Origin of the sequence: Streptomyces rhizoryzae, from assembly GCF_023155275.1 — a bacterium.
GTDB classification, from domain to species: Bacteria; Actinomycetota; Actinomycetes; order Streptomycetales; family Streptomycetaceae; genus Streptomyces; species Streptomyces rhizoryzae.
This window is the reverse complement of the sequence record NZ_JALMUV010000012.1, coordinates 69,757-85,528: the sequence shown is the minus strand read 5'-3', so window position 1 is coordinate 85,528 and position 15,772 is coordinate 69,757. Positions and strand designations below refer to the sequence as shown.

Sequence of the window (15,772 nt, the reverse complement as noted above, 5' to 3'; positions counted from 1 at the left end):
CGCGGGGCGGCCGCTACTTCTTGCCGCCGTCCTTGTCCTTGTCGCCACCGGCGCCCATGGACTCGAAGATCTCCTTGCACAGCGGACAGACCGGGTACTTCTTCGGGTCGCGGCCCGGCACCCACACCTTGCCGCAGAGCGCCACGACGGGGGTGCCGTCGAGCGCGCTCGCCATGATCTTGTCCTTCTGGACGTAGTGGGCGAAGCGCTCGTGGTCGCCGTCGCCGTGGGACACCTGCGGTGTCGGCTCTACGAGGGTCCCCGTACCTGCCCCGCGCTCGGGCTCAAGAGTGCTCATAAGTGCCAAGGGTACTCACGCGCGCCGCGCGCCGGGAGCGTCGGCCCGCGGCCAGCTGCACCACCAGCCCCAGGGCCGCGACACCGGCCGCCATCCAGGGCAGCGCCGCCGGGGACGGCCCGGCCGCCAGCGCCAGCCCGCCGAGCGCGGAGCCGGCCGCGCTGCCCAGGTAGAGCGCGGAGTTGTTCAGCGCCAGGGCGACGGTGCCGCGCTCGGCGCCCGCCGCCAGCAGCCGGTGCTGCTGCGGCACCTGGAGCGCCCAGCCGGCCGCGCCCCAGGCCACCAGCGCGACCACCGCCCCGGGCAGCCAGGCGGCGGCCAGCACCGGCAGCAGCGCCTGCGCCGCGGCGATGACCAGCAGCACCCCGCCGGCCAGCGCCCGGACCCGACCGGTGCGGTCCACCAGCGGCCCGGCCAGCACGCTCCCCAGCACCCCGCCGGCGCCCCACGCCCACAGGTAGGGGGTGACCTCGCGGACGCCGCCGGTCGCGGCCAGCACCGGCGCGAGGTAGGTGTAGAGGCCCAGGCTGGCCACCGCGGCCAGGAACGACACCGCCACCACCGGCGCCACCGCCCGGTCGGTCAGCGCGGCCAGCCGGGCCCGCACCGGGACGGCGGGCCCCGCGGGCACCGGCGGCAGCAGCGCCGCCAGTCCGCCCAGCGCCCCCGCGCCCAGCCCGGTGACCAGCCACAGCGTGGTCCGCCAGCCGGTGTGCTCGGCCAGCAGCACCCCGACCGGTACGCCCAGGACGGTGCCCGCGCTCATCCCGCCCATCACCAGGGCCAGCGCCCGGCCGCGCCGCTCCGGGGGCACCAGCGCGGCGGCGGCCGCGGTGGACAGCGCGGAGTGGACCCCGGCGCCGGCGCCCGCGACGATCCGGGCGGCCAGCAGCGCCCCCAGGGACGGGGCGAGCGCCGTCAGGCCGTTGCCGAGGGTGAAGACCGCGAGCGCGGCGAGGATCAGCGGCCGGGGGCGCACCCCGGCGAGCAGCCCGGCGACCAGCGGCGCGCAGAGCGCGTAGGCCAGCGTGAAGACCGTCACCAGCTGCCCGGCGAGCGCCACCCGGGTCCCGGTGTCCGCGGCGATGACCGGGAGCAGCCCCGCCATCACATAGGCGTCCAGGCCGAGGGTGAAGGCCCCCAGCGTCAGCAGCCATACCTTGTGCACCGTGATCGTCTCCCCTGGTCCTCCGGTCCGGGGGCGGTCCCCGGTCCCGGGACGGACCGACGGGCGGAAACGTAGGCAGTCTCCGGATCGCCGGGGAAATGCCGGTGCGGAGCACTTATGCTCGGGCGGCATGAAGGGTGCCCGCGGTAACCAGGACGGCGGCGGCCCCGGGGACCCCGGCGGCCCCGCCGCCGGCGCCCTCCCCGACCCGCTCGCCGACCCCCTCCTCGACGGTGTCGAACTCCGGCACCTGCGGGGCTTCCTGGCCGTCGCCGAGGAGCGCAGCTTCACCCACGCCGCCGCCCGGCTGCGGACCGGCCAGCCCACGCTGACCCGCGCCGTCCGGGCCCTGGAGACCGCGCTCGGGGTGCGGCTGCTGGACCGGACCACCCGCCGGGTCGCGCTGACCGACGCCGGCCGCCGCCTCCACGCCGACCTCGCGCCGCTGCTCCCCCGGCTGACCGCCGCCCTGCGCTCCCCCGCCGGACCGGCGCTGCTGCGGCTGGGCTTCACCGCGCTGCTGCCCGCCGCCTGCCGGGCGCTGATCGACCGCTTCGAGGCGGCGACCGGGGCCGGGGTGCGGCTGGTCCGCCGGGACACGCCGCTGGCCGGGCTGGAGACCGGGGAGTCCGACGTCGCGGTGGTCCGGGGCCCGGTCCCGGCGGACGCCGGGCTGCGCACCGCGCTGCTCCACCACGAGCCGCGGGTGGCCGCCGTGCCGCGGACGGCCGGCCCCGGGGCGCTGGCCCGCCGGCGCGTGCTGGACTGGGCCGAGCTGGCGGAGCTGCCGCTGGTGGTCAACACCGTCACCGGCACCACCCGCCCCGAGCTGTGGCCCGCCGGCCGCCGCCCCCGGCTCACCTGCACCGCGGACAACGTCGACGAGTGGCTGGAGGCGGTCGCGGCCGGCCACGGCATCGGGGTGGCCCCGGAGCCGGTGGCCGCACGCCATCCGCACCCCGGCATCCGCTACGTCCGGCTGAAGAACGCCCCGCCGGTGCCCGTCCACCTCGCGCTGCCGGCCCGCGACGCCCACCCGCTGGCCGCACGCTTCCTCGCCCAGGCCGCACCGCCCCGGCCCTGACGGCCCTGCCGGAGCCCGGCGCGGGCGGGACGGGCCGTACGGGCCGTGCCGGGCGCGCCGCTACGAGCCGACCGGCACCCCGTCCCGGTCCCCGGCCGTCAGCCCCAGCTCGGCGGCGAAGGCCAGGGCGGCCTCCGGGCGGACCTCGTACCAGCAGTCCGGACCGCAGACCGCGTCCAGCAGCGCGGAGACGTCGCGTGCCCGGACCGTGCGGGCCGCGGCGGCCGCGATGAACGACCGGACCGCCGCCCCGGGCTGCACATCGGTCTCCGTGCGCGCCACCAGGTGCTCGGTGATCTCCTCGACCGCGGCGTCACCGGGCGCCGCCCAGCCCATCGCCATCGCCAGTCCGTCGTCCGGCAGCGCCGCGGGATACGGGGCGCGGGCCCAGGCGCCGTGCTCGTACCAGTAGGCGAAGCCCAGGAGGTTGCCCTCGGCGTCCTCGCGCAGCCGCTCCCACGGGAGCCAGGCGGGGCCGCCGGCCAGGAAGTCGACCTGCTTGTCGCCGGCGTGGGTGTAGCTGCCGTCCGAGTCCTGGCCGCACAGCAGGGCGCGGCCGCCGTCGTAGAGCCGCAGCCGCCACCAGTACGCGCCGCCGGCGTTCCAGCACTGGAGGCCGTGCGGGCCGAAGGAGTACTCGTCGCCGTCGTCCATGGCCGCGGCGGCCACCGCCAGCGTCGCGGCCCGCGCCCACACCCGCTCCGGGTCGTCCAGGTCCCCGGGCACGCTCGGCCTGTGCATCTGCTCTCCCCCGTCCGTCGGCACGGACGCGACCGGGGCTCCCGGGCAGGGGAGGCCGAGCCGGCGGAGCGTCCGCGCACCGTTCCTGGCACTGCGAACGATAGCGACGGGGTCCGACAATCCCCCATGACGAAGCCGTCACAAAATGCCCGGCGAGCGCCCGAGCGCACCACCCGGCGCGGACCACCGCCGCCGCGCCCCGGAGCGCCGCCCGGAGCGGCCCGGACGGCCGGCGGCCCGCGGCCCGCGGCGGCCGGCGCCTCAGTTCAGCGACGGGTCGTCCGGATACGTGGCGACCATCGCCAGTTCGTTGCGCTGCCGGCGCAGCACCGCCCGCCACAGCTGCTCGGGGTCGGGCGAGGAGACGTCACCCGGCTCGGACTCGACGACGTACCAGGCGCCCTCCACCAGCTCCTCCTCCAGCTGGCCGGGGCCCCAGCCGGCGTACCCGGCGAAGATCCGCAGGCTGCCGAGGACCGCGGCGAGGAGCTCCGGCGGCGCCTCCAGGTCCACCAGCCCGATCGCGCCGTGCACCCGGCGCCAGCCCAGCGGCTCCTCCCCGGCACCGGTGCCGGCCCCGGTGCCGGCCGCTGCCGCACCGCCCGCGCCGGGCAGCGGCGGCCCGCCGTCGCCGGACGCCCCGCCGGGCACCACGGCCACCCCGAGCGCGGAGTCCAGCGAGACCGGGCCCCCTTGGAAGACCACGCCCGGCTCCCCGGCCAGCTCGGCCCAGGGGGCGAGGATGTCGGCGACGCCCACCGGGGTGGGGCGGTTCAGGATCACGCCGAGGGAGCCCTCCTCGTCGTGGTCGAGCAGGAGCACCACCGCGCGGTCGAAGTTGGGGTCGGCGAGCGCGGGGGTGGCGACGAGCAGCCGCCCTGTGAGCGAGGACACCTCGGTCATGGCGCCATGATCCCGCACTTCCGCCCCGAAGGGGGAGTCAACGCCCGGACCGCCGGGAGAACGGGGCGGGCGTACGGCGGCAGCCCCGGCGCACGCCCCCGCCCCCCGTATGCCACATGCGGAACATCCCTCACATCCGGCACACATGGCGATGACGCAGCACAGGGGCACCGTAGCGGAGCGTGTTGTGACAAAGCCATTACATGGCCGGACCAGGGGCGCCGCGGCGGGCGCACCCCCGGCCGCCCTTACCATTTCTGTGGCCCAGACCGACTCCAGGAACGCGAGATCCATGACCGTCTCTACTGACGACGTACTGCTTGTCCACGGCGGCACCCCGCTGGAGGGCGAGATCCGGGTTCGCGGCGCGAAGAACCTTGTGCCCAAGGCCATGGTCGCCGCCCTGCTCGGCAGTGGTCCGAGCCGGCTGCGCAACGTCCCCGACATCCGGGACGTGCGCGTGGTGCGCGGGCTGCTCCAGCTGCACGGCGTCACGGTCGGCCCCGGCGACGAGCCGGGCGAGCTGGTCCTCGACCCCTCGCACGTGGAGAGCGCCAACGTCGCGGACATCGACGCGCACGCCGGCTCCTCGCGGATCCCGATCCTGTTCTGCGGCCCGCTGCTGCACCGGCTGGGCCACGCCTTCATCCCCGGCCTGGGCGGCTGCGACATCGGCGGCCGGCCGGTGGACTTCCACTTCGACGTGCTGCGCCAGTTCGGCGCGAAGATCGAGAAGCGCGCCGACGGCCAGTACCTGGAGGCGCCGCACCGGCTGCGCGGCACCAAGATCCGGCTGCCGTACCCCTCGGTCGGCTCGACCGAGCAGGTGCTGCTGACCGCCGTCCTGGCGGAGGGCGTCACCGAGCTGTCCAACGCGGCCGTGGAGCCGGAGATCGAGGACCTGATCTGCGTGCTGCAGAAGATGGGCGCGATCATCTCCATGGACACCGACCGGACGATCCGGATCACCGGTGTCGACAAGCTCAACGGCTACACCCACCGGGCCCTCCCGGACCGCCTGGAGGCCGCCTCCTGGGCGTCCGCGGCGCTCGCCACCGAGGGCAACATCTACGTCCGCGGCGCCCAGCAGCGGTCGATGATGACCTTCCTCAACACCTTCCGGAAGGTCGGCGGCGCCTTCGAGATCGACGACGAGGGCATCCGCTTCTGGCACCCGGGCGGCTCGCTCGACGCCATCGCCCTGGAGACCGACGTGCACCCCGGTTTCCAGACCGACTGGCAGCAGCCGCTGGTGGTGGCGCTGACCCAGGCGTCGGGCCTGTCGATCGTGCACGAGACGGTCTACGAGTCCCGGCTGGGCTTCACCTCCGCGCTCAACCAGATGGGCGCGCACATCCAGCTCTACCGCGAGTGCCTGGGCGGCTCCGCCTGCCGCTTCGGCCAGCGCAACTTCCTGCACTCCGCGGTCGTCTCCGGCCCCACCAAGCTCCAGGGCGCCGACCTGGTCATCCCCGACCTGCGCGGCGGCTTCTCCTACCTGATCGCGGCGCTGGCGGCGCAGGGCACCTCCCGGGTGCACGGCATCGACCTGATCAACCGCGGCTACGAGAACTTCATGGAGAAGCTCGTGGAGCTGGGCGCCAAGGTGGAGCTGCCGAACGGCAACCCGCGGGGCTGACCCCCGCCGCCCCGCCCCGGGGCGCCCACCGGGCCTTCGAAGGCGCCGCACGGCCGTGATCCGCTCCGGCCGGCGGCGCCTTCGCCGTACCCGCACCGGGGCCGGTCCCGCCCCGGTGCGCGCCGGCTCCCGGCAAAGCCCTCCCCGCGCGGCCCTGGGCGGGGCGCTGGCGGGCATACGAGAAGGCGGCCACCCGGAAGGAGGGTGGCCGCCTGCTATGCCGTGGGAAGGGCCTTACTTGCCCTTGGCGGCTTCCTTGAGCTTGGAGCCCGCGGAGACCTTCACGCTGTAGCCGGCCGCGATCTGGATCGGCTCACCGGTCTGCGGGTTGCGCGCGGTGCGAGCGGCACGGTGGGTGCGCTCGAAGGTCAGGAAGCCGGGGATGGTGACCTTCTCGTCACCCTTGGCGACGACCTCGCCGACGGTCTCGGCGAGCGCGGCCAGAACGGCGTCGGCGTCCTTGCGGGTCACCTCGGCGCGATCGGCCAGTGCGGCCACCAGCTCACTGCGGTTCATGTATGTACTCCCGTGTTCTTCTTGCCAATGCGGCGGGCCACGCGGCGGAGCCGCACATTTGGGCTCAGCGAAGCCGATGCTGCCAGGGCCCTCGGACAGTCTCCGGACCCGGGTCTACGTGCCAGACCCTCGCGCCCGAATACGCATCCTGCCCCCACCTGCGGCGGTAAAGCCAATCCGGCACCCCTGGAGGGTCACCCGCCACCCTATGGGTGGCCCGGCGGGGGCAGGTTCCGCGACGCGCCGTCTCAGACGCCCGTGGCGGCCGTCACAGCCTCGCCGGCGGCCTTCGCCGCGTCCCGCACCGCGCCGGCCACCGCACCCGCGACCTTCTCGTTGAAGACGCTGGGGATGATGTAGTTCGCGTTGAGCTCGTCATCCAGCACGACGTCGGCGAGCGCGCGGGCGGCGGCCAGCATCATCTCGGTGTTCACCGTACGCGACGCGGCGTCCAGCAGGCCGCGGAAGACCCCGGGGAACACCAGCACGTTGTTGATCTGGTTGGGGAAGTCCGAGCGGCCGGTGGCCACGACGGCGGCGGTCTGCCGGGCCAGCGCCGGGTCGACCTCCGGGTCGGGGTTGGCCAGCGCGAACACGATCGCGCCGTCGGCCATCTTCGCCACGTCGTCGCCGTCGAGGACGTTCGGGGCGGAGACGCCGATGAAGACGTCGGCGCCGACCACGGCCTCCTTGAGGGTGCCGGTGACGCCCTCGGGGTTGGTGTTGTCGGCGATCCAGCGCAGCGCGGAGTCGGGGTCGGCGTCGACCAGGTCGGCGCGGCCGGCGTGCACCACGCCGTGGATGTCGGCGACCACCGCGTGCCCGACGCCGGCGGCCAGCAGCAGCTTGAGGATGGCGGTGCCGGCGGCGCCGGCGCCGGACATCACGACCCGGACGTCCTCGATCTTCTTGCCGACCACCCGCAGCGCGTTGGTGAGCGCGGCGAGCACCACGATGGCGGTGCCGTGCTGGTCGTCGTGGAAGACCGGGATGTCCAGGGCCTCGCGCAGCCGGGCCTCGATCTCGAAGCAGCGGGGCGCGGAGATGTCCTCCAGGTTGATGCCCGCGAAGCCGGGGGCGATCGCCTTGACGATCTCCACGATCGCGTCGGTGTCCTGGGTGTCCAGGCAGATCGGCCAGGCGTCGATGCCCGCGAACCGCTTGAAGAGGGCCGCCTTGCCCTCCATGACGGGCAGGGCGGCCTTGGGGCCGATGTTGCCGAGGCCGAGGACGGCGGAGCCGTCGGTGACCACCGCGACGCTGTTGCGCTTGATGGTCAGGCGGCGGGCGTCCTCGGGGTTGTCGGCGATGGCCTGGCAGACCCGGGCGACGCCGGGGGTGTAGACCATCGACAGGTCGTCGCGGTTGCGGATCGGGTGCTTGGACGACATCTCGATCTTGCCGCCGAGGTGCATCAGGAAGGTCCGGTCGGAGACCTTGCCCAGCGTGACGCCCTCGATGCCGCGCAGCTTGGCGACGATCTCCTGGGCGTGGTCGGTGGAGGTGGCGGCGATCGTGACGTCGATCCGGAGTTTTTCGTGGCCGGACGCGGTCACGTCGAGGCCGGTGACCGACCCGCCGGAGGACTCCACGGCCGTGGTGAGCTGGCTGACGGCGGTGCCGCTTGCGGGAACTTCCAGTCGCACCGTCATCGAATACGAGACGCTAGGCGCCGTTGCCATGGCCGACTTCCTCTGCTTTCCCTGGTTTCTCTCTGGGCGGCCCCGGTACTCAGGGGTGCCCGAGCCGGAGCGCGTTGTTCGATCGTCCCACCTACCAGCTGGTACACGGTAACCAGCTACGATTTTCGGAAAGACTCTTCCACCATACGAGAGTTGCTCGCTGAAGCGGAAGCCCCCTCCGGGGTCGTGATCCGGCCATCCGGATTCCCGGCGCCGGTCGGGCGGTGGAAAACGAGCGCGGGCGCCCCTCCCGGAGGAGGAACGCCCGCGTTGTTCAAGTGACACCGACCCGCCATGCTCGCCTCGCGGCAAGTGGTCGCTCGTAGCGACGATGGTTGGGCCCGGGGGCTTGGATCGGGCCGGTGCCTCACCCAGGCTAACAAACCATCCCGGCAAGCGGATCCCGTCCTGCACCATGACCTCGGACACGGTCCGGGGGCCGGCCCGCGGCGCTCAGTCCCGCAGCAGGTCGGGGACGCCGTCCGGGTCCGGCTCGTCCGCGGCGGCGGAGAGCACGGTCAGGCGCTGGGTGGCGCGGGTCAGGGCGACGTAGAGCACCCGCAGGCCGGCCGGGGACTCGTCGGCGATCTCGGCGGGCGAGACCACCAGGGTCGCGTCGTACTCCAGCCCCTTGGCCTCCAGGGAGCCCAGGGCCACCACCCGGTCGCCCAGGTCCGCCAGCCAGCCGCGGGCCTGCTCGCGGCGGCGCATCGCCACCACCACGCCGACCGTGCCCTCGACCTCGGCCAGCAGCCGCGCGGCCTCGGCGGCGGTGGCCGCGGCCAGCGCGGCCTCCCCGGCCCCGTCCGGGCCCGGGACGACCGCGAAGCGCGGCCGCAGGCCCGTGGAGCGGACCGCCCGGGGGGCCGGGGTGCCGGGCATGGCCAGCGCCAGCACCCGGGACGCCAGCTCGGCGATCTCGGCCGGATTGCGGTAGTTCACGGTGAGCGTGAAGCGGCGGCGGGGGCGGGTGCCGAGCGCCTCGTCCCGGGCCTCGGCGGCCTCGTCCGGGTCGGACCAGGACGACTGGGCCGGGTCGCCGACCACGGTCCAGGTGGCGTGCCGGCCGCGGCGGCCGACCATCCGCCACTGCATCGGCGTCAGGTCCTGCGCCTCGTCGACGATGACGTGGGCGTAGTCGGTGCGCTCCTCCTCCAGCCGGTCGCGGCGGCCGCGGCCGCCGGCGAGCCGGTCGGCGTAGGTGGTCAGCTCCTCCAGGCCGGTGAGCTGGTCCAGCGGGTCGGCCTCGCGCGGGCGGGCCGGACGCGCCGGGGCGCCGAGGATCTGCTGGAGCTCGTCCAGCAGCGCGATGTCGTGGACCGACAGCGGGCCCTGCCCGTCGTCGCCCAACCGCCGCAGGGAGCGGGCCAGTTGGCGCGCCTCGCGCGGGGTGAGCAGGCGGCGGGACCAGCGGCCCAGGCGGCGCTCGTCGGCCATCGCGGCCAGTACGCCGCGCGGGGTGAGCTCCGGCCACCAGGCGTCCAGGAACGCCTGGAACTCCGGCTCGGTGGCGATGTCCTCGTCGAAGCCCTGGCGGGCCTCGGCGGCCAGCTCCGGGTCGGGGTAGCGGCGGGCCGCACCGGACGCGGCCCACAGGGCGTCCAGGATCAGCCGGCGGGCGCGCGGGCGCAGCAGGTTGACCGGGGCGGTGCCGCCCAGGGCGGTCTGCCGGACGGTGCGCAGCCGGTCCGCGTCGAGTTCGAGGCGGGTGCCGAACGCGACGACCCGGAGGCGGTCCGGTACGGCGGGGGCGGGGGCCGGGCCGGCGAGGTCCTCCAGGGACAGCTGGCCGCCGTCCGCCGCGGGGGCGCGCGGCGGGGCGGGCGGGGCGGTGCCCTCCAGGGCGCCGCGGGCGGCCCGGCGCAGCAGCTTGGCCATCCGCGCCGAGCCCTTGATGCGGGAGACCGCCGGCGGGTCGTAGGCGGTCGCCTCGGCGCCCTCCACCAGCGAGCCGAGCGCCCGGATGGCGACCTGCCCCTCCTCGCCCAGGGAGGGCAGCACGCCCTCGGTGTAGGCGACCAGGAGCGGGGTCGGGGAGACGATCAGGATGCCGCCGGCGTAGCGGCGGCGGTCCTGGTAGAGGAGGTAGGCGGCGCGGTGCAGGGCGACCGCGGTCTTGCCGGTGCCCGGACCGCCCTCGACCTCGGTGACGGAGGCGGCGGGCGCCCGGATGACCAGGTCCTGCTCGGCCTGGATGGAGGCGACGATGTCCCGCATGGTGTGGCTGCGGGCCCGGCCCAGCGCGGCCATCAGCGCACCGTCGCCGACCGCCGGCAGCTCCGCGCCGTCCAGGGTCGCGGTGACCTCCGGGCGCATCAGGTCGTCCTCCACGCCCAGCACCCGGCGGCCCTTGGAGCGGATGACGCGGCGGCGGACGACCCGGCCGGGGGCGACCGGGGTGGCGCGGTAGAAGGGGGCGGCGGCCGGCGCCCGCCAGTCGATGACCAGCGGGGAGTAGTCCGCGTCCAGGACGCCGAGGCGGCCGATGTGCAGGGTCTCGGCGATCTCGGCGCGGCCGTCCCGGATGACGCCGTCGGCGGGCTCGACGGAGGTGTGGGCGCCGTCCGGGCCCTTCTTGCCGTCCTTGCCGAGCAGCAGGTCGATCCGGCCGAAGAGGAAGTCCTCGTACTCGGAGTTGAGCCGGTGCAGGTGGACGCCGGCCTGGAAGACCTGGGCGTCCCGTTCGGCGAGTGCGCCGGGCGTGCCGACCTGGCCGCGCTTGGCGGCGTCGTCCATCAGGAACTCGGCCTCGTGGATCTTCTCCTCGAGGCGCCGGTAGACGCGGTCGAGATGCGCCTGCTCGGCCTCGATCTCGCGGTCCCGAACGGAATCCGGTGCGTGGTCCGGTGCGTGCGTGGCGTTGTGCGCGGCCACCCAGGCCCCCTTCTGCTGTGCGTAGGGCAGCCGTCAACCGTACGCGAAGGCGGCACCGCGCGCACCTGGAGGGACGGACAAACACGGACGGAGCCGGTCGGATGTTGACTCAAGGCGCGGTCCGGACGGTCCGGAACGGTCACCGGGCGCCTGCGGAGCGGCGGCGGTGGCGGGCCACCCGGGCGCGGTTGCCGCAGACCTCGCCGGAGCACCAGCGGCGCCGCCGACCGTGCGAGGTGTCCAGGTAGACCAGCGGGCAGCCGTCGCCGGCGCACCGGCGCAGCCGCCCGCGCGCCACCGGGTCGGTGAGCAGGGCGACGGCGTCCCGGGCCACCGCCGCCAGCAGTCCGGCGCAGTCGGGCGGGGCGGCCAGGGCGGCGGTCAGCGTGCCGTCCGGGGCGCGGACCGCGCGCAGGGCGGGCGGCGGGGCGGCCGCGGCGGCGGTGTTGAGCAGCGCGAGGTCGAACGGGGCGGCGCGGCCGTGGAGTTCGGCGCCGACGATCCGGGTGAGCAGGGCGCGCAGCGCGCGGAAGCGGGCGACCCAGCCGGCGTCGAGCCCGCCGGGCGGGGCGCCGGGCGGGACCAGCCCGGCGCCGGCCAGCCAGGCGGCCAGCGGGCCGGGCCCGGTGAGGCGTTCGGACCCGGCCGGGCCGGCGCCGGCGGTGGCGATCAGGTCCAGGCAGATCCGCCCGCAGTCGAACCGGAGGCCGTAGGGGGCTGCCATGTGCCTGTCACTCCTGACAACGGGGCGGGACGCGGGTCGGCGGGGCAAGGGGGGCGGGGCGCTTCCAGGGTGCCCGGGCGGGCCGCGCGCGGGAACCCCGCGGGGCCCGCCCGCGACCGGCCGGGGCCGCACCCGCCCACGGACACCGAAGGCGGACACCCGGTAAACACGCGATGTAGACCCCTCATGTAGACATCGCGCGTATACATCTCATGTATAGTCCGGCGGCATGTCGTCCTCACCGCTGCTGAAGAACCGCGCCAGCCTCGCCCACAAGCTCGGCTACGCGGTCCGCAACCCGGCCCGGATCGCCCCCTACGTCAAGCGCCACGCCCGCGACACCTGGCTGCGCCTGAAGCACCCCGACCACGTCGGGTACTACCGGGCGGTGATGGCCTCCGACGCCGGCCGCAGCCCCGAGGCCGCGGTCGGCAGCCGCAGCCACGACCGGTGGCTGGCGCTCGGCCGGATGCAGTTCGACTACCTCGTGGAGCACGGGCTGCGGCCCGGGCACCGGATGCTCGACATCGGGTGCGGCAACCTCCGCGCCGGCTGGCGCTTCATCGCCCACCTCGACCCCGGCCACTACTACGGCATCGACATCTCCCCGGACATCCTGATAGCCGCCAAGCGCACCCTGACCACCTACGAACTCCAGGAGAAACTCCCGCACCTGACGATCACCCAGGACCTGACGCTGGACTTCCTGCCGGCCGGCCACTTCGACGTCGTGCACGCGCACAGCGTCTTCTCGCACTCCCCGCTGCCCATCATCGACGAGTGCCTGGCCAACGTCGGCCGGATCCTGGCCCCCGGCGGCTTCTTCGACTTCACCTTCGACCGCACCGAGGGCGCCGAGCACCAGGTGCTGCGGGAGGACTTCTACTACCGGACCGAGACCCTGCTGGCGCTGGCCCGCAAGCACGGCCTCGCGGCGCAATTCATGGCGGACTGGGAGACCCGACCGCACGGCCAGTCCAAGATCCGGGTGAGCCACCCGGAGTGACCGCCGCCCGCGGCTACCGGCCCGCGTACCGCCCGCCGGCCGCCGCCGGGTCCAGGGCCAGGCGGTAGCCGCGCTTGACCACCGTCTGGATCAGCCGGGGCTCGCCCAGCGCCGTCCGCAGCCGCGCCACCGCGGTCTCCACCGCGTGCTCGTCCCGGCCCGCGCCCGGCAGCGCCCGCAGCAGCTCGGCCCGGGCCACCACCCAGCCGGGGCGCCGGGCCAGGGCGCGCAGCAGCGCCATCCCGGCGGGCGGCACCGGGCGCAGCGCGCCGTCCACCACCGCGGCCCGGCCGCGGATCTCCAGCCGCCGCCCGGCCACCGGCAACGGCCGCACCCGGGCGGGCAGTTCCCGGCACAGCAGCCGCACCAGCGGCCCCAGCCGGAACCGCTCCGGCTGCCGGGTCGGCACGTCCAGCGCCTCCAGCGGGAGCGCGGTCACCGGCCCCACGCAGGCCGCCAGGACGTCCTGGCGCAGCGCGGCCAGCAGCTCCGGCCGGCAGCCCCGCTCCTCGGCCCGGCGCAGCAGCGAGGCGGCGGCCGGCGCGCTGGTGAACGTCACCGCGTCCACCTGGCGCGCCAGCACCCCGTCCAGCAGCCGGTCCACCGGGCCGAGGTCGGCCGGCGGCATCCAGCGGTAGACCGGCACGCCGGTGACCTCCGCGCCGGCGGCCCGCAGCGCCTCGGTGAACCCCGGCAGCGGCTCCCCGTGCAGCTGCACCGCGATCCGCCGGCCGGCCACGCCCCGGGCCAGCAGCCGGTCGAGCACCTCGGCCATCGACTCCGAGGCCGGCGACCAGGTCTCGGTCAGCCCGGCGGCCCGGATCGCGCCGCGCACCTTCGGGCCGCGGGCCAGCAGCTCCGCACCGGCCAGCCGGCCCAGCAGCGCCTCGCCCAGCCCCCAGCCGTCCGCCGCCTCGATCCAGCCGCGGAAGCCGATGGCGGTGGTGGCCACCACCACGTCCGGCGGGTCGCCGGCCAGCGCGCGGGTGACCGCGAGGAGTTCGGCGTCGTCCGGCAGCGGCACGATGCGCAGCGCCGGGGCCGCCACCACCCGGGCGCCGCGGCGCTCCAGCAGCGCGGCCAGCTCGTCGGCGCGGCGGGCCGCGGTCACCCCGACGGTGAAGCCCTCCAGCGGCCGCACCGCCGGATCCGGGGACGCCGGCCGCCCGGTGTCCGCCCGCCGGTCCTCCTGCTGCTCGTGCATCGCTTACGTCCCACTCCGCCCCGCGAGGTAGCGCTCCAAGGTACCGAGCCTGCCAACGGCACATGACACATCCGGTGCGCCAGTATTACCCGCCGGTTAAAGAACGTGCCGTCCGGTGTGCGGTTTCCAGACGTCGGCGGCGACCGGGCGGCGGGCCGCCCCGTCCGGTTCCGGCGCGGGCCCGCCGCGCACCGGCCGGCGCAGGTACACGCACCGGGTGACCGCCCCGCACACCGCGTAGCAGACCAGGAACGCGGCGAACGCCGGCACCCCGGAGCCGGTGGCCGCGAACGCCTCCCGGAAGGCGAGGTCGACGCCCAGCCCGCCCAGCGCCCCCACCGCGCCGATCAGCCCCATCGCGGCCCCCGCAAGCCGCCGCGCGGAGGCCGTGGCCGCCGCGCCGGACAGTCCGCGGCGGGCCGCCCGGACCCGGAAGACGGCCGGGATCATCTTGTACGTCGCGCCGTTGCCCGCCCCGGAGACCACGAACAGCGCGGTGAATCCGGCGAGGAAGAGCGGCAGCGAGCGCAGCCCCGAGGCGGCCAGCACCACGCCGGTGGCCGCGCCCAGCGCCGCGAAGGCGCCCAGCGCGACCCGGGCCCCGCCGTACCGGTCCGCCAGCCACCCGCCGGCCGGCCGGGCCAGCGACCCCAGCAGCGGCCCGGCGAAGGTCAGCGCCGCCGCCTGGAGCGGGGTGCGCGCGAACTGGTACTGGAGCACCAGCCCGAAGGCGAAGCTGTAGCCGATGAACGACCCGAAGGTGCCGAGGTAGAGCAGCGCCAGCAGCCAGGTGTGCCGGTCCCGGGCCGCCTCGGCGACCGCCCCGGTGCCGTGGCGGACCGGCCCGAGGTTGTCCATCCGCCGCGCCGCCAGCACCGCCGCCAGGACCGCGAGCGGCAGGTAGCCGGCCGGCACCAGCCAGGGGTGGCCGGAACCGGCCGTCCCGAGCACCAGCAGCCCCAGCAGCTGCACCGCCGGCACCCCGAGGTTGCCGCCGCCGGCGTTGAGCCCCAGCGCCCAGCCCTTCCGGCGCTGCGGGTAGAAGGCGTTGACGTTGGCCATCGAGGAGGCGAAGCTCCCGCCGCCGGCACCGGTCAGCGCGGCCGCCGCCAGGAACGCCCCGTACGGCGCCCCCGGCCGCGCCACCACCAGCGCCGCGGCGGCCGCCGGCACCACCAGCAGCAGCGCCCCGGCCACCGTCCGGTCACGGCCGCCGAACCGCGCCGCGGCGACGGTGTACGGCACCCGCAGCACCGCGCCCGCCAGCGTCGCCACCGCCACCAGGCCGAACTTCCCGGCCGCGTCGATCCCGTACGCCGGCCCCAGGAAGAGCACCAGCACCGACCACAGGCTCCACACCGCGAAGCCGAGGTGCTCGGTGAGCACCGAGACGGCGAGGTTGCGCCGGGCGGTCCGCCGCCCCGTCTCCCGCCAGAACGCCTCGTCCTCCGGATCCCAGTGCTCGATCCACCGCCGCCCGCGCCGCACCGGGGCCCTCCCGCCGGTGCCGCCGGGCGCCGCCGCGGCCCCGGCCGTGTTCCGGTCCGTCATCCCGCCTCCCAAGGGTCGCTCCGGTCCGCGGACCGGCTCCGGACCAGGACGCTAGGGACCGCGCGTTACCGCCCCGTGGCGGCAGGTGACCGGGGCGAAACCTTGCGCTCACGCGGGGCCGGTGCACCCCGTGAGGCACCGCGGCACACCCGCGGCGTACGGCCCGCGAGCCGCGCGCCGCCGTGCACCGCGCGCCCCTCCGCTCACCCGTACGGGGTAATGGCACGTGCCCCGGACGCTGCCAGCCTTGCTATCCGGCGCACGGAGTGACCGCACCGGCACACTCCGTCGCCGTACGCCCCTGCCAGGGCGCCTCACCCGCCCCCGCAGGGAGGCCGGAGATCCGGGCACCCGCACACCCCGCACACCCCGGAAGGAAAGG

At 75.9% G+C, this 15,772-nt stretch carries 13 protein-coding genes; 3 read left to right on the top strand and 10 right to left on the bottom strand.

What is annotated here, in order from left to right; genetic code table 11:
* Positions 1 to 13 precede the first annotated feature (13 nt).
* Both MUU72_RS12625 and MUU72_RS12620 read right to left on the bottom strand, forming a co-directional pair.
* Positions 14 to 298 carry a DUF3039 domain-containing protein gene (locus MUU72_RS12625; RefSeq protein WP_026247947.1) on the bottom strand — a complete coding sequence of 95 codons (285 nt, stop codon included), beginning with the start codon at positions 296 to 298 and terminating at the stop codon, positions 14 to 16.
* A complete protein-coding gene (locus MUU72_RS12620; RefSeq protein ID WP_248013291.1) occupies positions 285 to 1,466 on the bottom strand; it encodes an MFS transporter in 1,182 nt (393 codons plus the stop codon). Before MUU72_RS12620 ends, MUU72_RS12625 begins: the two co-directional genes overlap by 14 nt.
* Positions 1,467 to 1,596: 130 nt before the next feature.
* Between MUU72_RS12620 and MUU72_RS12615 the strand changes: the two genes are divergently transcribed.
* A complete protein-coding gene (locus MUU72_RS12615; protein WP_248013290.1) occupies positions 1,597 to 2,550 on the top strand; it encodes a LysR family transcriptional regulator in 954 nt (317 codons plus the stop codon).
* 60 nt (positions 2,551 to 2,610) lie between these two features.
* On the opposite strand, the gene MUU72_RS12610 is transcribed toward MUU72_RS12615, so the two are convergent.
* Entirely contained in the window at positions 2,611 to 3,291 is a 681-nt protein-coding gene (locus MUU72_RS12610) for a hypothetical protein (RefSeq protein ID WP_248013289.1), read from the bottom strand.
* A 261-nt stretch (positions 3,292 to 3,552) separates the two neighbouring features.
* Positions 3,553 to 4,194 carry a YqgE/AlgH family protein gene (locus tag MUU72_RS12605; protein ID WP_248013288.1) on the bottom strand — a complete coding sequence of 214 codons (642 nt, stop codon included), beginning with the start codon at positions 4,192 to 4,194 and terminating at the stop codon, positions 3,553 to 3,555.
* 292 nt (positions 4,195 to 4,486) lie between these two features.
* Between MUU72_RS12605 and murA the strand changes: the two genes are divergently transcribed.
* Positions 4,487 to 5,833, top strand: coding sequence for a UDP-N-acetylglucosamine 1-carboxyvinyltransferase (gene murA, locus MUU72_RS12600; protein WP_248013287.1), 1,347 nt, complete (start codon positions 4,487 to 4,489; stop codon positions 5,831 to 5,833).
* 234 nt (positions 5,834 to 6,067) lie between these two features.
* On the opposite strand, the gene MUU72_RS12595 is transcribed toward murA, so the two are convergent.
* The 4 genes from MUU72_RS12595 to MUU72_RS12580 all read right to left on the bottom strand — a co-directional run bounded on the left by MUU72_RS12595 (position 6,068) and on the right by MUU72_RS12580 (position 11,629).
* Positions 6,068 to 6,349, bottom strand: a complete 282-nt coding sequence (locus MUU72_RS12595; protein ID WP_004951951.1) for an HU family DNA-binding protein — start codon at positions 6,347 to 6,349, stop codon at positions 6,068 to 6,070.
* Between the two features lie 248 nt (positions 6,350 to 6,597).
* The gene (locus tag MUU72_RS12590; protein WP_248013286.1) at positions 6,598 to 8,031 is read right to left on the bottom strand and encodes an NAD-dependent malic enzyme; all 1,434 of its coding nucleotides are present in this window, start codon (positions 8,029 to 8,031) and stop codon (positions 6,598 to 6,600) included.
* Between the two features lie 453 nt (positions 8,032 to 8,484).
* Positions 8,485 to 10,905 (bottom strand): HelD family protein, encoded by a 2,421-nt coding sequence (locus MUU72_RS12585; RefSeq protein ID WP_248013285.1) that lies wholly within the window; start codon positions 10,903 to 10,905, stop codon positions 8,485 to 8,487.
* Positions 10,906 to 11,044: 139 nt separating this feature from the next.
* On the bottom strand, positions 11,045 to 11,629 hold the full coding sequence (locus MUU72_RS12580) for a CGNR zinc finger domain-containing protein (protein ID WP_248013284.1): 585 nt from the start codon (positions 11,627 to 11,629) through the stop codon (positions 11,045 to 11,047).
* A 229-nt stretch (positions 11,630 to 11,858) separates the two neighbouring features.
* Between MUU72_RS12580 and MUU72_RS12575 the strand changes: the two genes are divergently transcribed.
* A complete protein-coding gene (locus MUU72_RS12575) occupies positions 11,859 to 12,635 on the top strand; it encodes a class I SAM-dependent methyltransferase (protein WP_248013283.1) in 777 nt (258 codons plus the stop codon).
* A gap of 13 nt (positions 12,636 to 12,648) precedes the next feature.
* On the opposite strand, the gene MUU72_RS12570 is transcribed toward MUU72_RS12575, so the two are convergent.
* Positions 12,649 to 13,839: a uroporphyrinogen-III synthase gene (locus MUU72_RS12570; RefSeq protein WP_248013282.1), complete on the bottom strand. Its 1,191-nt coding sequence runs from the start codon at positions 13,837 to 13,839 to the stop codon at positions 12,649 to 12,651.
* A 96-nt stretch (positions 13,840 to 13,935) separates the two neighbouring features.
* Positions 13,936 to 15,390, bottom strand: coding sequence for an MFS transporter (locus MUU72_RS12565; RefSeq protein WP_248013281.1), 1,455 nt, complete (start codon positions 15,388 to 15,390; stop codon positions 13,936 to 13,938).
* Between the last annotated feature and the right edge of the window lie 382 nt (positions 15,391 to 15,772).